The sequence below is a fragment of the Rubrivirga aquatilis genome, assembly GCF_046845665.1.
Lineage (GTDB): Bacteria > Bacteroidota > Rhodothermia > Rhodothermales > Rubricoccaceae > Rubrivirga.
In genome coordinates, this window is sequence record NZ_CP177355.1 from 3,455,548 (window position 1) to 3,471,475 (window position 15,928).

General features: G+C 72.8%; 15 protein-coding genes. 3 read left to right on the forward strand and 12 right to left on the reverse strand.

The window, feature by feature from the left end; translation table 11 throughout:
* Window positions 1-30: 30 nt before the first annotated feature.
* On the reverse strand, window positions 31-1,020 hold the full coding sequence (locus ACLII4_RS15280; RefSeq protein WP_412068264.1) for a glycerophosphodiester phosphodiesterase family protein: 990 nt from the start codon (window positions 1,018-1,020) through the stop codon (window positions 31-33).
* Between the two features lie 205 nt (window positions 1,021-1,225).
* Between ACLII4_RS15280 and ACLII4_RS15285 the strand changes: the two genes are divergently transcribed.
* Window positions 1,226-1,798, forward strand: a complete 573-nt coding sequence (locus ACLII4_RS15285; protein WP_412068265.1) for a hypothetical protein — start codon at window positions 1,226-1,228, stop codon at window positions 1,796-1,798.
* On the opposite strand, the gene feoB is transcribed toward ACLII4_RS15285, so the two are convergent.
* From feoB to ACLII4_RS15335, 10 genes are all read right to left on the reverse strand, one after another.
* Window positions 1,795-4,047 carry a ferrous iron transport protein B gene (feoB, locus tag ACLII4_RS15290; protein WP_412068266.1) on the reverse strand — a complete coding sequence of 751 codons (2,253 nt, stop codon included), beginning with the start codon at window positions 4,045-4,047 and terminating at the stop codon, window positions 1,795-1,797. The genes ACLII4_RS15285 and feoB overlap by 4 nt on opposite strands.
* Window positions 4,047-4,268: a FeoA family protein gene (locus ACLII4_RS15295; protein WP_412068267.1), complete on the reverse strand. Its 222-nt coding sequence runs from the start codon at window positions 4,266-4,268 to the stop codon at window positions 4,047-4,049. The genes feoB and ACLII4_RS15295 overlap by 1 nt, the downstream gene beginning before the upstream one ends.
* Before the next feature lie 4 nt (window positions 4,269-4,272).
* On the reverse strand, window positions 4,273-4,515 hold the full coding sequence (locus ACLII4_RS15300; RefSeq protein ID WP_412068268.1) for a FeoA family protein: 243 nt from the start codon (window positions 4,513-4,515) through the stop codon (window positions 4,273-4,275).
* Window positions 4,516-4,989: 474 nt separating this feature from the next.
* Window positions 4,990-5,733: a hypothetical protein gene (locus ACLII4_RS15305; protein ID WP_412068269.1), complete on the reverse strand. Its 744-nt coding sequence runs from the start codon at window positions 5,731-5,733 to the stop codon at window positions 4,990-4,992.
* 35 nt (window positions 5,734-5,768) lie between these two features.
* Entirely contained in the window at window positions 5,769-6,035 is a 267-nt protein-coding gene (locus ACLII4_RS15310) for a NifU family protein (protein ID WP_412060374.1), read from the reverse strand.
* Window positions 6,036-6,160: 125 nt separating this feature from the next.
* A complete protein-coding gene (locus ACLII4_RS15315) occupies window positions 6,161-7,018 on the reverse strand; it encodes an Mrp/NBP35 family ATP-binding protein (protein ID WP_412068270.1) in 858 nt (285 codons plus the stop codon).
* Between the two features lie 393 nt (window positions 7,019-7,411).
* The gene (locus ACLII4_RS15320) at window positions 7,412-8,293 is read right to left on the reverse strand and encodes an exopolyphosphatase (protein ID WP_412068271.1); all 882 of its coding nucleotides are present in this window, start codon (window positions 8,291-8,293) and stop codon (window positions 7,412-7,414) included.
* Window positions 8,290-8,703, reverse strand: a complete 414-nt coding sequence (locus tag ACLII4_RS15325; protein WP_412068272.1) for an ATP-binding protein — start codon at window positions 8,701-8,703, stop codon at window positions 8,290-8,292. Before ACLII4_RS15325 ends, ACLII4_RS15320 begins: the two co-directional genes overlap by 4 nt.
* Before the next feature lies 1 nt (window position 8,704).
* Window positions 8,705-9,061, reverse strand: coding sequence for an STAS domain-containing protein (locus tag ACLII4_RS15330; protein ID WP_412068273.1), 357 nt, complete (start codon window positions 9,059-9,061; stop codon window positions 8,705-8,707).
* A 38-nt stretch (window positions 9,062-9,099) separates the two neighbouring features.
* Window positions 9,100-11,286 (reverse strand): PP2C family protein-serine/threonine phosphatase, encoded by a 2,187-nt coding sequence (locus ACLII4_RS15335; protein WP_412068274.1) that lies wholly within the window; start codon window positions 11,284-11,286, stop codon window positions 9,100-9,102.
* A gap of 199 nt (window positions 11,287-11,485) precedes the next feature.
* Here ACLII4_RS15335 and ACLII4_RS15340 point away from each other — a divergent pair, with 199 nt between their 5' ends.
* Entirely contained in the window at window positions 11,486-13,636 is a 2,151-nt protein-coding gene (locus ACLII4_RS15340) for an energy transducer TonB (RefSeq protein ID WP_412068275.1), read from the forward strand.
* Between the two features lie 109 nt (window positions 13,637-13,745).
* Window positions 13,746-14,585, forward strand: coding sequence for a 50S ribosomal protein L11 methyltransferase (prmA, locus tag ACLII4_RS15345; RefSeq protein WP_412068276.1), 840 nt, complete (start codon window positions 13,746-13,748; stop codon window positions 14,583-14,585).
* 263 nt (window positions 14,586-14,848) lie between these two features.
* On the opposite strand, the gene pfkA is transcribed toward prmA, so the two are convergent.
* Window positions 14,849-15,829 (reverse strand): 6-phosphofructokinase, encoded by a 981-nt coding sequence (gene pfkA / locus ACLII4_RS15350; protein WP_412068277.1) that lies wholly within the window; start codon window positions 15,827-15,829, stop codon window positions 14,849-14,851.
* Window positions 15,830-15,928: the final 99 nt, after the last annotated feature.

Here is a 15,928-nt window from a genome sequence, read left to right on the forward strand (position 1 = left end):
AAGAGTGGACAAACGAGGCGCTCCCACCCTCTACCCCTCCCCTCTTCCTAGCGCGGCGACCACGCGGCCGGGCGCGTCCGCAAAGAGCCCGTCGACGCCGGCTTCGACGAGCGCTCGCGCCTCGGCGCCGAGGTCGCCGTGCGCGGCCGGGTCGTCGCCGGAGCGCAGAGGCGTCGGCAGAAAAACGTTCTCGGGGCGCAACGTCCAGACGTGGACGGCCAGTCCCGCCGCGTGGGCGTCGGCTGCCAGCGACGATGGCGCCAGCGACTCGGGATCGAGCACCATCGCCTTCGCCACCCCGATCGCGTCGGCGTAGGTGGCGACAGTCGCGAGCCCGTCGGGCGTCATCATCTCTCCGTACGACCTCTCGGGCCGGTCCGCTGGCGAGGCGCCGGGCATCGCGAGTTGGACCAGCCGCAGGCGCGTCATCCCGCGCAGCAGCTCCAGATTCCCGACCTCGAACGACTGGATCCAGACCGGCGCCTCAGGCGCGGTGTACCGCGAGGCGTGGAGCGCAGCGACGAGCGGCGTTTCGAGCGGGAGCCCAATCCGCCGGAAGTAGGTCGGGTGCTTGGTCTCGGGGTAGAGCCCGACTGGGCGCCCCCGCTCGGCCCCGAGGCGGGCCGCCAGCGCCAGGATCTCGTCGAACGTCGGGATCTCGAATCGGCCATCGAAGGCGGCACTGGCGGGCCGGAGGTCCGGCAGCCGCTCGACCGCGCGGAGCGTCTTGAGCTCCGCCACCGTGAGGTCTTCGGTGAACCAGCCCGCCGTCTCAATGCCGTCGATCGTCTTCGTCGTGCGGCGTTCCGCAAACTCTGGGCGGTCGGCGATGTCCGTCGTCTCGGAGATCTCGTTTTCGTGGCGGGCGACGAGCACGCCGTCGCGCGTCATCACCAGGTCGGGCTCGATCACGTCCGCGCCCTGCTCGACCGCCAGCGTGTACGCCGCCAGCGTGTGCTCGGGGCGGTACGCGCTGGCGCCCCGGTGGGCGATCACGAGCACGGGGTCGGGGGCGGTCACGGCGAGACGGGGGCGCGAGGGTGCCGCAAGATGCGTCCGGCCGCTCGGACCAGAGGGGGGAGAGCCGTCGATCTGCTGGCGAGGCCCCCTCGCCCGGCCGCTCCTCCCTACAGGCCGTTCACCACGTCGCCGGACGGGATGCGGTCTGCCCGGCGATACGATGGTGCGCTGACCTGCGGCCCTACTCCCCCACACCCTCGCGCTCATGTCTCGTCTCGTCGCCCTGCTCGCGCTCATCGCCGCCGTCCCGATCGCCTCCGCCCAGTCGGCCGACACGCCGCTCGAGGAGGGCGCGCGAGCCCTCGTCTTCGGGGTCAACGGGTTCGACCTCACCCCGCTCGACGGCGGGTCGCTCGGCTTGAAGTGGCACCGCAGCGAGGAGCGGGCCGTGCGGCTCGGCGTCACGGTCAACGCGGCGGCTGAGGCCACGTTCGGCGACGATCAGAACGCCCAGGTGCTCTCGGCGTCGGCGACTCTGACCCCGCTCCGCTACCGCCGCTCGCGGACGCCGATCTACCTCTACACTGGCATCGGCCCCACGGGCCAGCTCACGTTCCGCCGTGTCGACACCGAGACCCAGCCGACGCAGACGTTCACGACCATCGGGGCCGGGCTGGCGGGCGTCGTCGGGGTCGAGTGGATCGTCGCTAAAGCGATCGGGGTCACGGGCGAGTTCGGCCAGCAGCTACTGATCGAGGGCCAGTTCTTCGAAGACGAGACGGTCCGCCTCTCGTTCCGCCCGACCGGCATCCGCCTTGGGCTCGCGGTTTATTTCTAGCCCAGCCCGAGCAGCAGCCCGCCCTGGTAGACGGCGAACGAAAAGCCGTACGCCAACGCCATCATGTAGCCCCACATGACGGCCGGCCACGCCCACGAGTTGAGCTCGCGCTTGGCGATCGCCAGCGTGCTCATGCACTGGAGCGCGAAGACGAAGAAGACCAGCAGGCTGACGGCGACGAGCGGCGTAAACACGGGCGTCCCATCGGGATACGTGTCCGCCTTAATGGCCTCCCGCAAGGTCAGGCTCTCCTCGTCGGCGTCCGCCCCCGCGCTGTAGATGGTCGCGAGCGCGCTCACGATCACCTCGCGCGCGGCGAAGCTGGCGACGATGCCGGCGGAGATCTTCCAGTCGAACCCGAGCGGCGCCATGACGGGCTCCAGCGTCCGCCCGAACCGGCCGATCAAGCTGTTCCGCACCTGCCACCCGGCCAGCTCGTTCTGGACGATCAGCTGCTCGGCGTCGGCCGCGTCGACGGCGCTCTGGGCGGCCGTGCGATCGGTCCCGTCAAGGCTCGGGCGGCCGTCGATGTCGATGCGGACGAGCGACTCGGTGGCGCGTTCGACGGCTTGGTCGGCGGCCTCGACGCGCGCGAGCAGCTCGGCCGACGGGTCGGTCTTCGGGTAGCTCGCCATGAACCAGAGCACGATGCTGAGCGCGAAGATGATCTTGCCCGCGCGGACCACGAACACCTTGGCGCGGTCGCGCATCCGACGCCACAGGTACTTGGGCTGCGGCATCCGGTACGGCGGCAGCTCCATCACGAACGACGAGCCGGGGCCGGTGAAGACGAACGTGCGCAACACCCACGCGGCCACGAACGCCATCACGGTGCCCAGCACGTACAGCGAGGTCATCGCCAGCCCCTGGTAACCAATCACCCCAAACAGGGCGCCGGAGGGGATGAACGCGGCGATAAACAGGACGTAGACCGGCAAGCGTGCCGAGCAGCCCTGGAGGGGCACCACCATGATCGTGATGATCCGGTCGCGCTCGTCCGCCAGCGTCCGCGCGGCCATGATGCCGGGGATGGCACACGCGTACGCCGACAGCATCGGCACGACGGAGGCGCCACTCAACCCCACACGCCGCATCGCGCGGTCCATGATGAACGCCGTCCGCGCCATGTAGCCCGTGTCCTCCATCAGCCCCAGAAAGAGGAAGAGCAGCATGATCTGGGGCAGGAAGACGAGCACGTTGCCCACGCCCGACAGCGCGCCCTCGACCAAGACGTCCTCGACCACGCCGTCGGGCAACACGGCGCGCATCCCCTCGCCGGTGAGCCCGATGAGCCACTCGATGGCGTCCATCGCGGGGACGGCCCACGAGAACACGGCCTGGAAGACGACGAGCAGGACGGCGCCGAAGATCAGCGGACCCCACCACTTGTGGGTCACCACGGCGTCGATCTTGTCCGACAGCGTAGCCTCGTGGGCCTCCGGCTGGCGGACGACGCGGGCGACGACGGGGCTGATCCAGCCATAGCGGCCGGTCATCTCGGCCATCCGGAACATCACCGGGCGGGCGTCGAGGTCGGCGCGCGCGGCGACGACGGCGGCGTGGAAGGCCGGCGCGCTCTTTTCCCACGGCGCCAGCAGGGCGTCGGAGGTGAGCGCACCGAGGGCCTCGAAGCGGCGGCGTGCGGCCGGCACGTCCGCGGGGAGGTCGGCGTCGAGGTCGCCGAGCACGGCGTCGACGGCCGGCATCACGTCCCAGCCGACGCCGACGGCGGGCGGGGGCGGGTCGAGCACGGCGGCACGCAGGGCGTCGATGCCCTGGGCCGTCCGCGCGGACGTCTCGACGACGGGCACGCCCAGCGTCTCCGACAGCGCGGCGGCGTCGACGGCGATGCCGGCCTCGGCGGCCGCGTCGGTCATGTTGAGCGCGACGACGGTCGGCAGCCCGAGGTCCAGGACCTGGGTGGCGAGGTAGAGGTTGCGCTCGAGGTTCGTGGCGTCGAGCACGCAGACGACGACATCCGGGGCGGGCTCGCCCGGGATCCGCCCCACCAGCGCGTCGAAGGCAACCCGCTCGTCGACCGACTTCGGGGCCAGGCTGTACGTGCCCGGCAGGTCGATCACCTCGACGCCCGCGCCCCCCGCCAGCTGCCCCGACTTCCGCTCGACGGTCACGCCGGGGTAGTTGGCGACCTTGTGCTGCGAGCCGGTGAGCGCGTTGAAGAGCGTCGTCTTGCCGACGTTCGGGTTGCCCGCGAGCGCGACGGTGCGGACGGCGGTAGCGATTTCCACTACTGGACCTCGATGCTGGCGGCTTCCTCCTTGCGGACCGTCAGCAGAAAGCCGCGGACGCGCAGCTCCATCGGGTCGCCCAAGGGAGCGAGACGAACGACTTCGACGGTCGTGCCGGGGACGAGTCCCATTTCGAGCAGCCGGGCCGGGACCTCACCCCGGAACCCGGCCACCGTCGCCGTGTCGCCGGGGGCGAGCGTGTCGAGCGTCGCGCCAGGCATCAGACTACCGGGCGTCGGTCGCGAAGAGCCCCGCAGCCACTTCGCGGCGGAGCGCGACGCGGGCGGCGCCGAGTCCGAGCACGCACTTGTCGCCGGTCGCCATCACACACGCGTCGCAGCCCTCGCGGACGCCCAGCTCACGCAAGCGGGCGCACGTCGCGTCGTCCAGGCCCATAAAGCACAGCCGGACCGTTCGCCCAGCGGGGAACGAGGTGACGGGGGCGGCGTGGTCGAAGTCGGGGCTCACCGGCGGGGGCTTGTCTGGATTGGTTCTAAGGTACGCGTGAGCCGTGACGCTGGTACCCCTTCTCGGGATCCCCACCGCATCCTCAAAACCCGGGCTTGCGCTGGCGGGTGCGCCGCGTACCACCAGTGCGGCTGGCGCCAGCCAGCGAAGGCGCTCGCCAACTCTAGAATGCGGCGCGGACGGATGCCCCTCGCAAGGCATGGTGGTGGTGCCGCTCGAACCCCTCCCCTGCCGTCATTCCCGCGCAGGCGGGCCCCCGCAAGGGAAGGCGCCAGCCGATCCAGGGTAGTGGCACTTGCCTGCAAGCTGCCTGGCCCGCTCGCGGACAACGTTGGGAGGTTGGAGCTGGCTTGTAATGATGGCTCCGCACTCTGGACTCCCGCGTTTGCGGGAATGACGGCGGGTCGGGAGCGCTTGCGCCTTGAGCGAGACGCCAGCGCGAAAGCGGGGGTCACGGAGCGCGCTGGCCCGCCCTTACCCGAAGAGCACGTCTTCGAGCTTGCGCATCTTGTCGTCGTGGCGCGCCATCGCGGCCTCCTTGCTCTCGAACGTCTCGCGGTTGCGCTCCGACCGCTCGCGGCGGGCGCGCTCGACGGGGGTGGCGACGTCCGCCACCGGGGTCTCCGCGACCGGCGTGGCCAGCGACGCCCCGGCCTGCTCGGCCGCGATCTCGGCGTCGACCAGATCCTGGAAGGGCGTCTGAGCGCGGGCGAACATCACATGCGGCTCCTCGACGGGGTAGCCGGCCGTCTGGCGCTCGCGGTAGAGCTTGAGGCAGCCGTTCCACAGCGCGCGCCGGATCCCCCACTTCTCGACCGAGAACGAGCCGGCCTTCCGCTTGCCCGCCGCGTCGACCCAGTTGAGCTGGACGTAGAGCTTGGCGACGCCGGTCGTCGTCTTCTCGCGGACCGACAGCCCGACGACGCCCGTGTTGCTCCACGCCTTGCGTGGCTTCTGCGGCTCTTCGGGGAGCGACGCCAGTAGGCGGTCGCGGTAGGCGATGGCCGCCTCGAGGGCGTCCTCGCGGCCCTCGTGCTTGGCGTCGGCGAAGAACTTCGACAGGCGCTGGCCGTCGCGTCGGGCGCGCACCTGCCAGCCGTGCGTGGCGTGGCGGCGCGGGTGCTCCGGCGACGGGTCGATGTCGATCCGCGTGATGTGGTGCAGCCGACGCGGTTCGGCCTGGCGCTCGTCGGCAGCGCCCGGTGTGGCAAGGTCCATCGGGTCTCGGGTGCGGTGCGTGCCGCGTCCGTGGGCTAGGCGGCGGACGGGGCGACGGCCTCGACGCGGGTGACCTCGGGGACGGCACGGCGGATGGCCTGCTCGATCCCGGCGCGAAGCGTCATCATGCTCATCGGGCAAGTGCCGCAGGCACCCAGCAATTCGAGCTCGACGACAAACTCGTCGGTCACGTCTTGCAGGCGCACGCTGCCGCCGTCGGCCATGAGGTACGGCCGGATCGAGTCGAGGGTGTCCTCGATGCGCTGGCGGAGCGCGGGGTCGGTGGGCGAAGCGACGGCCATGTCCGGAGGGGTGAGCCCGAAGGTACGACGGGCGGCGGGAGGGATCGGGGGCGCCGCGCACGGCCGGCCGGCGAGGGCGGCGTCGGGCGGCGAGGTGCGGAAGAGGCGGCGGACGGCGTCGAGCATCACTTGTAGAGGATCTCGATGGGCTGCGTCGGCGGCGCGTCCGCGTTGCGGCGCGTGACCTCCGAGGCGACGTTTGTCGCCAGCTCGCGGAAGGCGGCGGCGGTGACGGTCTCGGGCTCGGCGAGCACGACCGGCGTGCCGTTGTCGCCGGCCTCGCGCGTGGCCTGCTCGATGGGCACCATCGCCAGGACGGGCACGTCGAGCTCGGCCGCGAGCCGCTGCGCGCCGCCCTCGCCGAAGAGGTAGTACTTGCGGTCCGGCAGGTCCGGCGGCGTGAAGTAGGCCATGTTCTCGACGACCCCGAGGACCGGCACGTGGACGTTCTCGAACATCTTGACCGCCTTCCGGGCGTCCGCCAGCGCCACGTCCTGCGGCGTCGACACGACGACGGCGCCGGTGATCGGGACGGTCTGGACGAGCGTCAGCTGGATGTCGCCCGTCCCGGGCGGCAGGTCGAGGATCAGGTAGTCGAGCTCGCCCCAGGCGGCCTGGCCCAAAAACTGGCGGACGGCGCTCGACACCATCGGCCCGCGCCAGATGACGGCGTTCGCGTCGTCGACCAAAAATCCCATCGACAGCAGCTTGACGCCGAACCGCTCCAGCGGCACGATGTGGCGCTGCTCGTTGACCTGGGGCTTCTCGCCGGCCGGGACGCCGAACATCAGCGGGACGCTCGGCCCGTACACGTCGGCGTCCATCAGCCCGACCTTGGCGCCGGTCGCCGCGAGGGCACACGCGAGGTTGGCGGCGACGGTGCTCTTGCCCACGCCGCCCTTGCCCGACGCGACGGCGACGAAGTTGGTCACCCCGGCCAGGCTAGCGGGGGCGTTCGGGCGGGCGGCGGGCGAGTCGGCCATGGTGCGGCGGGGGTGTCGTGCACGCAAGAGACGGTGCCAGCGGCCAAACCCGTTCCCCCGGGCGCGAGCTTCGCGGCCTCTTCGAGGGAGGAGCGGGTGAAGACGAGGCCAGATCAGTGAGGGCTACCCAATCTGGCCTACTCGACTCCGGAATAGCCTCCTCCCCCAAACGGGGGAGGCCAGGTGGGGGTTGACCGGGCAGAGCGAGGGCCGTTCCAGTCGCCCTCCTCCGGCCTCTCCCGTCAGGGAGGGGAGGACGGGTCTGGGACGCTGGCGGTCCCGCGAGCAAGGTTGGCTCAAGCCCTGCCTACGACGTCCCCTCTCCCCTCGGGAAAGGGACAGGGTGAGGGTGCCGGCGTGTTAGCGCAAGCCCAGCCGCTTGCGGACGTGTGGTTACGGCGTCACCGCCGCCAGCGCCAGCCCGTGGCGGACGCCGCCGGTCGTCGGGACGTATGCGTCGGCGCCGAAGCGGGCGAGCGCGGCCGAGAGGCAGAGCAGCGCCGCGGCGGCCACGTCCTCTCGCCCCTTCAGCACGTCCGGGGCGATCGCGAGCGCGTCGGCGGGCGTCAGCGCCAGCAGGCGGTCCCGCCACTCGATGACGGCGGAGGCCGAAACCGCCTCGGGCGTCCCCGCCAGCCGGGCCATGAGCCGGCCCACGCTGCCGGTCGCCACAAGCGGGACCGCGCCGCGCTCGAACCCGACCGCCCGGTACGCCGCGTCGGCATCCGCGATGGCCGCCGCGACCGACGTCGGCGCGGGGGGCCGAGTCGAAAAATGGCGCTCGGTGAGGCGGACGCTGCCCACGTCGACGCTCTGTCGGGCCGCCACGCCTGCGGCGCGAGTCCCGAGGGCGCACTCGGTCGAGCCGCCGCCGATGTCGACGACGAGCGCGGCGTCCAAACCGGGGAGCAGCGCGAGCGCGCCCAGGAAGGTGGCCTCGGCCTCCTGCTCGCCCGAGATCACGCGGTAGTCCAGGCCCAGTTCGTCCCGGACGCGGCGCTGCAAGTCGCCGACGTTCCCCGCGTCGCGGCTGGCGCTGGTGGCGCCGATCACGATGCGCTCGGCGCCGAGCCGCTGGGCCGTCGCCTGCGCGCCCGCCAGCCGGTCGACGACGCGGTCCATGGCCTCGGGCGCCAGCCGCCCGCTCGCGTCGACGCCCTGGCCGAGCCGGGCGAACCGCTCCTCGTCGGCGACGACCGTGAGCGCGCCGTCGGCCACGTCCGCGACGACGCTCATCACGGTGTTCGTACCCACGTCGATGGCGCAGATCCTCATCGGGCGACGGTCAGACGGACCTCGTTGACCCCGCCGTCGCGGCGGTAGTCGACCCGGTCGACGAGCGAGCGCATCAGGTGCAGGCCGTAGCCGTGTGGGGCCCGAGTGCGGACGGCGGGCTCGGCCGAGCGCGGCCCCTCCGTGGTCGGGTCGAACGCCGGGCCCCGGTAGCGAACGGTTACGGCCAGGCGACCTCGCCCTGGCGCCCCGGCGACGGTCAGCTGGCGAGCGCCGGGCGCCAACCCGTGCTCGATGGCGTTGGCGACCGTCTCGTCGACGGCGAGTTGGAGCCGGCGGGCGACGGCGCCGCTCAGCCCGGCGGCCTCGGCCCACGCGGCCACACGGCGGCGCACCCGAGCGAGCTCGGCGGTGTCGGCGCGGACGCGCATGGTGGGGGCGGCGGCGGCCACCCTAAAAAGCCTCGACGGCCTCGATCACCGTCGTGTGCATGTCGAAGACGGTCGGGAAGCCGAGGAGGTCGAACACCTCGAAGACCTTTTCCGACAGCGCCGCGATCTTGAGGTCGCCTCCACCGGACCGCGCCGGCTCGACATAGGCCATGAACACCCCGAGGCCGGCCGACGAGACGTAGTCCAGGCCGGACCCGTCGGCGACGAGCCGGGCGTCGCCGCCCGCCAGGCAGGCGTCGAGGGCGGCCTCGAAGTCGGGCGCCGTGTGCGCGTCGAGCTCGCCATGGAGTTCAAGCACGCGGACGGGCCCGTCGGCGGCCTCGGCCAGGCGGTCGAACGAGACGGAAAAGTGACTCATCGGAGAGAGGGGGAGGCGGGAGGGGTGCCGCGTGGGGATCAGGAGGCCGGCGCGGCGACGGATCCGTCGCGGGCGAAGGCGGGGCGTTCGGTGAGTGGCGGGCCGTCCCCGGGGACGATGTCTGGCGCGTCGCCACCGCGCCCGGTCCAGCGGAGCACGACGAACGTCATGTCGTCGCCGGGGTCGTCGGAGCCGGACCACGCCCGGTGCTCGGCGAGCAAGAGGTCCCGGAGGTCGAGCGCGCCGACGTGGGCGTGGGTGGCGACGAAGTCACACAGGCGATCGTAGCCGTACTCCTCGCCGACGGCGTCGCGCGCCTCGGTGAGCCCGTCGGTGTAGAGGACGAGCGTGTCGCCGGCGGCGAGGTGGACGGTCTGCTCGCGCAGGGTCTGGCGGAACACGTGGCCGGTGCGGTCGAGCCCGATGGCGAGTCCGTCGCCCCGCAAGAGCCAGCGGCCGCCGTCGGCGCGGCCGAGGTCGCGGACCAAGACGGCGGGCGTGTGGCCGGCGCGCGCCAGCGTCAGCGTCCCCGCCTCGGCGTCGACGACGGCGTAGCTGGCGCTGGTGAACACGCCGCGCCCGAGCGACGGCGACAGCGCGTCGTTCGCGCCGGCCAGCAGCTCGCCCGGGGCGCGCGTGAGACGGCTGGCCGCTTGAAAGATGCCTTTCAGCTCGGCGGCGTAGAACGCGGCCGGCGTGCCCTTGCCCGACACGTCGGCGATCAGCACGCCGACGCAGTGCTCGCCCAAGCGGACGGCGTCGTAGTAGTCGCCGCCGACCTCGCGGGCGGGCCGCTCGGCGGCGGCCAGCTGCAGCCCGTCGATCTCGGGGAGCGACTGGGGGAGCAGGCGCTGCTGCACCTCGCGCGCCAGCGTCAGCTCGCGGGCGAGCCGCTCGCGCTCCAGGGCGTCGCTGAACAAGTCGGCGTGCGAGAGCGACAAGCCGGCCTGGCTGGCGAACGTGTCGAGGGCCGCGAGCTCGTCGGGCTCGAACGCGTCCGGGCGGGCGCGCGAGACGAGCAGCACGCCACGGGTGGCGGCGCCGGGCTGGGCGAGCCCACCGAGCGACAGGGCCACCAGGCTCCCGATCCCATCGCCTGGCCGGGCGCGGACGCGGTGGTCGGCCTCGGCGTGCGCCAACACGAGCGGCCCGTCGGACTCGGCGGCGGCCCGGAACAGGGCCTCGACGTCGGCGGCCGCGCGCGCGGCGTCGAGTTCGATCCCCGAGGCGGCCACGAGGGCGGGGCGGATCTGGCCCTGGCCGGGGTCAGTGAGCGCCACCCAGGCCGCGTCCCCCAGCCCGGCCTCCACGGGGCCCGCCGCGACGGCCGCCGCGAGCGAGGTCCGGTCCAGCAGCCGGCCCGACAGGTCCACCAGCGACCGCAGCGCGCGGCGCTCGCCCGCCCGCTCGTCCTGCAGATCGCCGGTGACCCCAAACAGCAGCGTCAGCCCCGACGCCAACCCGTAGAGCGTCCCGACGACGAGTACGCCCAGGACGGCGTCCGCGAGGGACCGGCTGAGGGCGTGGCTGTAGGGGACCGAGCCGACGCGGCCCGTCCCGTCGCCCACGAGCAGCACGAGGGGCCCCTCGATCTGGACGTAGATAATGCCCCCGAGCACGGCCGCCAGCGACAGCGCGAGGGCCGCCGCCGCGACGCGGCTCTCGGGCGTGAGGTCGGCCGTCCACCGCTGGCGGAGCGCGAGGGCGGTCCCGGCAAACAGCGCGGCCGAGGCGAGGACGGCCATCACCGTCGGGGCGTAGGCCGTCAGGGGCCGGCCGGCGACGGCGAGGGCAGCGACGATCACCAGCACCCCGAAGACGCGCCACAGGGCGACGGTCGCCCGGCGCCCTCGGTGGAGGGCGAGCGGCCGCAGCGACGCCAGCACGACGGCCGCCAGCCCGGCCTCGGCCGCGCCGAGTATCGCCGCCCAGACCGCCGTCGCCGAGCGCACCGGAAGCCGCGTCTTGGGGTCGATCATGCCGTCGTGCAGCCCGCCGACGGCCAGCCCCAGCCCGAGCACGGCGATCGCGAGGGCGAGGGGCACCGCGAAGGCTCGGAGCGCGCCGCGCCGCTCGCCCACCACAGCGACGTAGAGACCGACGCCGGCCGCCAGCGCGACCACGTCGAGCACGGTGCCCGCGAGCCGGCCGAGCGCGGCGCCCTCGGCAAGGGCGGCGCCCTTGACGCCGGCTACGACGGCCAGCGCGGCGACGGCGCACGCCACGAGCGCCGCCCGACGCCCCGGGGTCGGGGCGGGCAGGCGCAGGGCGCGTCGAGCGGGGGCGGTCGTCGTCAGAGCGGCAGGGGGCAGGCGACGGTGTTCGGCACGCGCGGCGCGGGGTTGCGAATATATCGGGGCCCGCTCGCCGCCGGGCAACCCCGGCGCCCCGCCCCCGTAGCGCCTCCGTCTCCCCCCCTCCTCCGTGCGCACCTTCCTCTCCCGTCTGCTCCTGGTCGGCTTCCTCGGCGTCGCTGTGTTTGCAGTCGTCCAGCTGACCACGGGGCCCTCCGGCGCCATCGTCGGGATGACGGGCCTGGACGCCGACGACCTCGAGTCGGAGACCTTTCGCGTGGACGCCCCGGCCCGGTTAGCGATCGACGTAGCGGGCTCGTTCGAGGAGGCCGGCACCCCGGCCTCGGACACCACGCTGGCGGCGTATGGCTGGATCGTGCGGCACGACGACGAGACCGTCGCCTGGCAGATGCGGGCGCCGCGCCCGGAGCGCGGCACGCTCGTGGCCGTCCGCGACACGATCACGCTCGGCCCGGGCACGTACTCGGCCTACTTCACCTCATTTGGCGATCCGCTCGTCCGCGCCGAGCCCCGGGGCGAGTCGCTGGGCGACCGCGTCCGCGAGTTCCTGAGCCGGGGCGGGCGCACCTGGGTCGGCGACGCTGGCCGCTGGCGGTTCCTCGTGTCCGCCGTCGGCGACGCCGAGATCGACCGCTCGCCCGACGACCTCGACGCGCCGGCCGGCGTGCTCTGGGACGGGCTCGCCGTGCGCGACCGCAAGCATCCCGAGGGGCTCCTCCACGTCCGCGAGACCGCTCGCATCGGCGTCCGCGCCGTGACCGAGATCACCGACGGCGTCGTGGCCGACCTCGGCTCGATCGTGCGCCTGGGCAACCGCGACACCGTCTGGACCTCGCGCGGGACGGGCGTCTGGGCCGGGGGCTCGCTCAAAAACCGCGTGATCACCGACTCCGTCTCGCTGGCGCCGGGCCTCTACCGGGTCGCTTTCGAGACCGACCGCTCTCACGCCTACGACGACTGGACGGCCAACCCGCCGTGGTTCCCCTCGAACTGGGGCCTGCGCGTGACGGCTGGCACCGGCGTCGTCGGGCCGCTCGACGCCAGCGACGTAGACCTCCCCATCGTCGCCCGCTTCGCGTGCGTCGGGCCGGACAGTGAGGCCACGGCCACCTTCACGCTTGCGGCCGAGGCCGACCTGCTGGTCGTCGCCGTCGGCGAGATCACCTCGGGCACTGCCTACGACTACGCCACGCTCGACCGCCGCGATGACGACGGCGACTGGGACGACGTGTGGGAGCAGGAGGACGCCCCCCTCTCCGACGCGGGTGGGTCCGACAAAAACCGGCTCGCGGTCGAAGCGCTGTCGCTGGCGCCCGGCGAATACCGTCTCCGCTACGTCACCGACGGCTCGCACGACTGCGTGAGTGGCTACAACAACGGCGGCGAGCCGGACGACGGCCTGTGGGGCGCCGCGCTCTACGCGCTCGACCCCGGCCTCGACATCGCGGGGCTCGGCGTCGTCAGCACGACCGCCCCAACGGCGGGCTCCAACGACGACGACGACACCGGCGACGCGCCGGACCTCGTCTTCCCCGCCAGCCACTTGCTGCTCGCCGCCATCGACTCGGTCGGTAACGGTGTAGACCGCGCCCAGCGCTTCACCATCCGTCGTTCGGGCCCGGTCCGCGTCTTCGCGGCCGGCGAGATCTCGTCGTCGACGCGCTACGACTACGCCCAGATCAACCGGGCCGACGGGCCCGTCGTCTGGGAGATGACGCGCGCCAACACGCAAGCCGCCGGCGGGAGCGACTTCCACCGCCAGTACATCGGCGTGGTCCGGTTGGAGCCGGGCACCTACGACCTGCGCTACCAGTCCGACGGGAGCCGCTCGTTCGGCGACTTCGGGCCGGACAGCCGCATCCTGTGGGGCGCCCGCGTCTACCGCGAGCCGACGCCCGGCACGGTCGGCGACGACGCGCCCCCGCCCGCCCCGCCAGCGCCCCCGCGCCCGCTTCCCGAGGGCGTGCTCGCGAGCGCCGACGTCCCGCCCGTGTTGGTAGGCGGCGCGGCGGCCCTCTCCGAGCGGGCCGTCTACCCAGAGTCCGCCCGCCGCGACGGCGTCGAGGGGGTGGTCTCCGTTCAGCTGATCGTCGACGAGTACGGGCGCGTCGTGGACCCGGTCGCCCTCGGCGACCCCGACTCCCGGCTTGCCGAGGCGGCCGTCGCGGCGGTCCGCGCAAGCCGCTTCGCGCCAGGCCAGCAAGACGGCGAGCCGGTCAAGGTCCGCTTCGTGGTCCCCGTGACCTTTCGCCTGCGATGAGCCCGCTGGCGCAAGCCGTACCGCGGTCGTGAGCTCGGCGCACGCCTCGCAGGCGCCCGCCCGCTCGCGCCCTTACCGGCACCGCGCGCGCCGCGCGGCGTAGGCCCGGATGCCCGACACCATCCGCCTCTCCCTCGCCGCTCCCGACGACGTCCGCGAGCCGCTCGTCGCCGCCCTGGCCGACCTCGGGTTCGACGCCTTCGAGGACACGCCCGACGACTTGGTCGCCTACGCGCCTGCCCCGCGCTGGGACGGGCCCACGACCGAGGCCGTCCACGGGCTCGCCGACGCCTACGGGCTGGCCGCCGGCGCCGTGGTCGTCGAGACCATCGCCGACCAGGACTGGAACGCGACGTGGGAAGCCAGTCTGGAGCCCGTCACCGCGGGCCCCTTCGTCGTCGCCCCGACGTGGACCGACGTGCCCGACTCTGACGCCGTCGTGCTCCGCATCGACCCTAAGATGGCGTTCGGCACCGGCTACCACGAGACGACGCGGATCTGCCTGCGCCTGCTCGCGGACGCCGTCACGCCCGACGACACCGTGCTCGACGTGGGCACCGGGACGGGCGTGCTCGCGATCGCCGCGCTTCGGCTCGGCGCCGCCAGCGCCGTGGGCGTCGACGTGGACCCGTGGAGCGTGACGAACGGGCGCGAGAACGCCGATCGGAATGGCGTCGGCGACCGGTTCGAGGTCCGCGAGGGATCGGTCGAGGTCGTGACGGAGGCCGGGTTCGACCTCGTCGTCTGCAACGTCATCCGCTCCATCATGGAGCCCATGCGGGCGGACCTGCTCCGCCTGTCGGCCGGCGGCACGCTCGTGCTCTCGGGCCTGCTGGCGACCGAGCGCGACCGCGTGGTCGCTCAGCTCTCCGAGGCCGGCCGCAAGCTCCGCGACGAGGCCGCCGAAAACGAGTGGTGGGGCGGCGTATTTGAGGAGAGTGCGGCCTAGGGCGGGTTCGGCCGTGCGCCCCTTTCCTCAACGAGACGGCCCCATCAGCGTCATCCCGAGCTTGCGAGGGATCTCAGCGTGGCCCTCCAGCATGCGACGAGCGGAAGGACGGGCTTCCGGGTCGTGCTGAGATCCCTCACCTCCGTTCGGGATGACGCTGCAGGGTTGAGGTGCTTTTCCGAAGCGACCTCTGGGATGACGACACGTGGAGCCTCGGCGGGCTTCAGAACCGATCACGTGCATCCAGCATCGCCGACCCACGCTCAGCTCAGCAGCGCCGTCAGCTGCAGGAGGTCGTAGTCGATGTCCTTTTTGCGGCTCCAGACGTTCCGCATCGGGGTCAGCTTGAGGTCGTTGTTGACGATCCCGACCATCACGCCGGCGTGGCCCTCGACGAGCGCCTCGACGGCTGCCGCGCCCAAGCGCGACGCCAGCACGCGATCGCGCGCCGTCGGCGAGCCACCACGCTGGATGTGGCCCAGCACCGACACCCGCGTGTCGATCTTGTCGAACGCCGGGTCCTCCGCGAGCGCCTGGCGGATCATGTGCGCGCCGCCCAGTTCGTCGCCCTCGGCGACGACGACGATGCTCGACCGGCTCTGCGAGGTCATCAGCGACAGGATCCGCTCCTTGATGGCGCCCACGTCGGTCAGCATCTCGGGGATCAGGACCAGCTCGGCGCCCCCGCCGATGCCGCACGCGAGCGCGATGAACCCGGTGTCGCGGCCCATCACCTCGACCAGGAACAGCCGGTCGTGGGCGTCGGCCGTGTCGCGAATCTTGTCGATCGACTCCAGCGCCGTGTTCAGCGCCGTGTCGAACCCGATCGTCTCGTCGGTGCCGAACAAGTCGTTGTCGATGGTGCCGGGGCAGCCCACGACGGCGATGCCGTGCTCGTTGGCGAGGAGTGTGGCGCCCTGCAGCGTGCCGTCGCCACCGATGGCGACGAGCGCGTCGACGCCGGCGAGGGCAAGCTGGCGTGCGGCGATGGCGCGGCCCTCGGGCGTCATGAAGGCCTCACTGCGGGCGCTCTTCAGGATGGTGCCGCCGTGCTGCAGGATGTTCGAGACCGACTGCCGGTCCATCTCGACCAGGTCGCCCTCGATCATCCCGGCGTAGCCGCGCTTGATGCCGACGACCTCCAGGCCCTCGGCGATGGCGCGGCGGACGGCCGCCCGGATGCAGGCGTTCATGCCGGGGGCGTCGCCACCGGAGGTGAACACGCCGATTCGGGTAAAGTCCATCGTCAGGGAGGGGCGGGGCGACAAGATCGCAAGCGGGAGGGGTCGGAACGTGCGGCGGGCGAGAAAGCGCTTTCACTTCCCGGGCGGCATCGCCCGCGA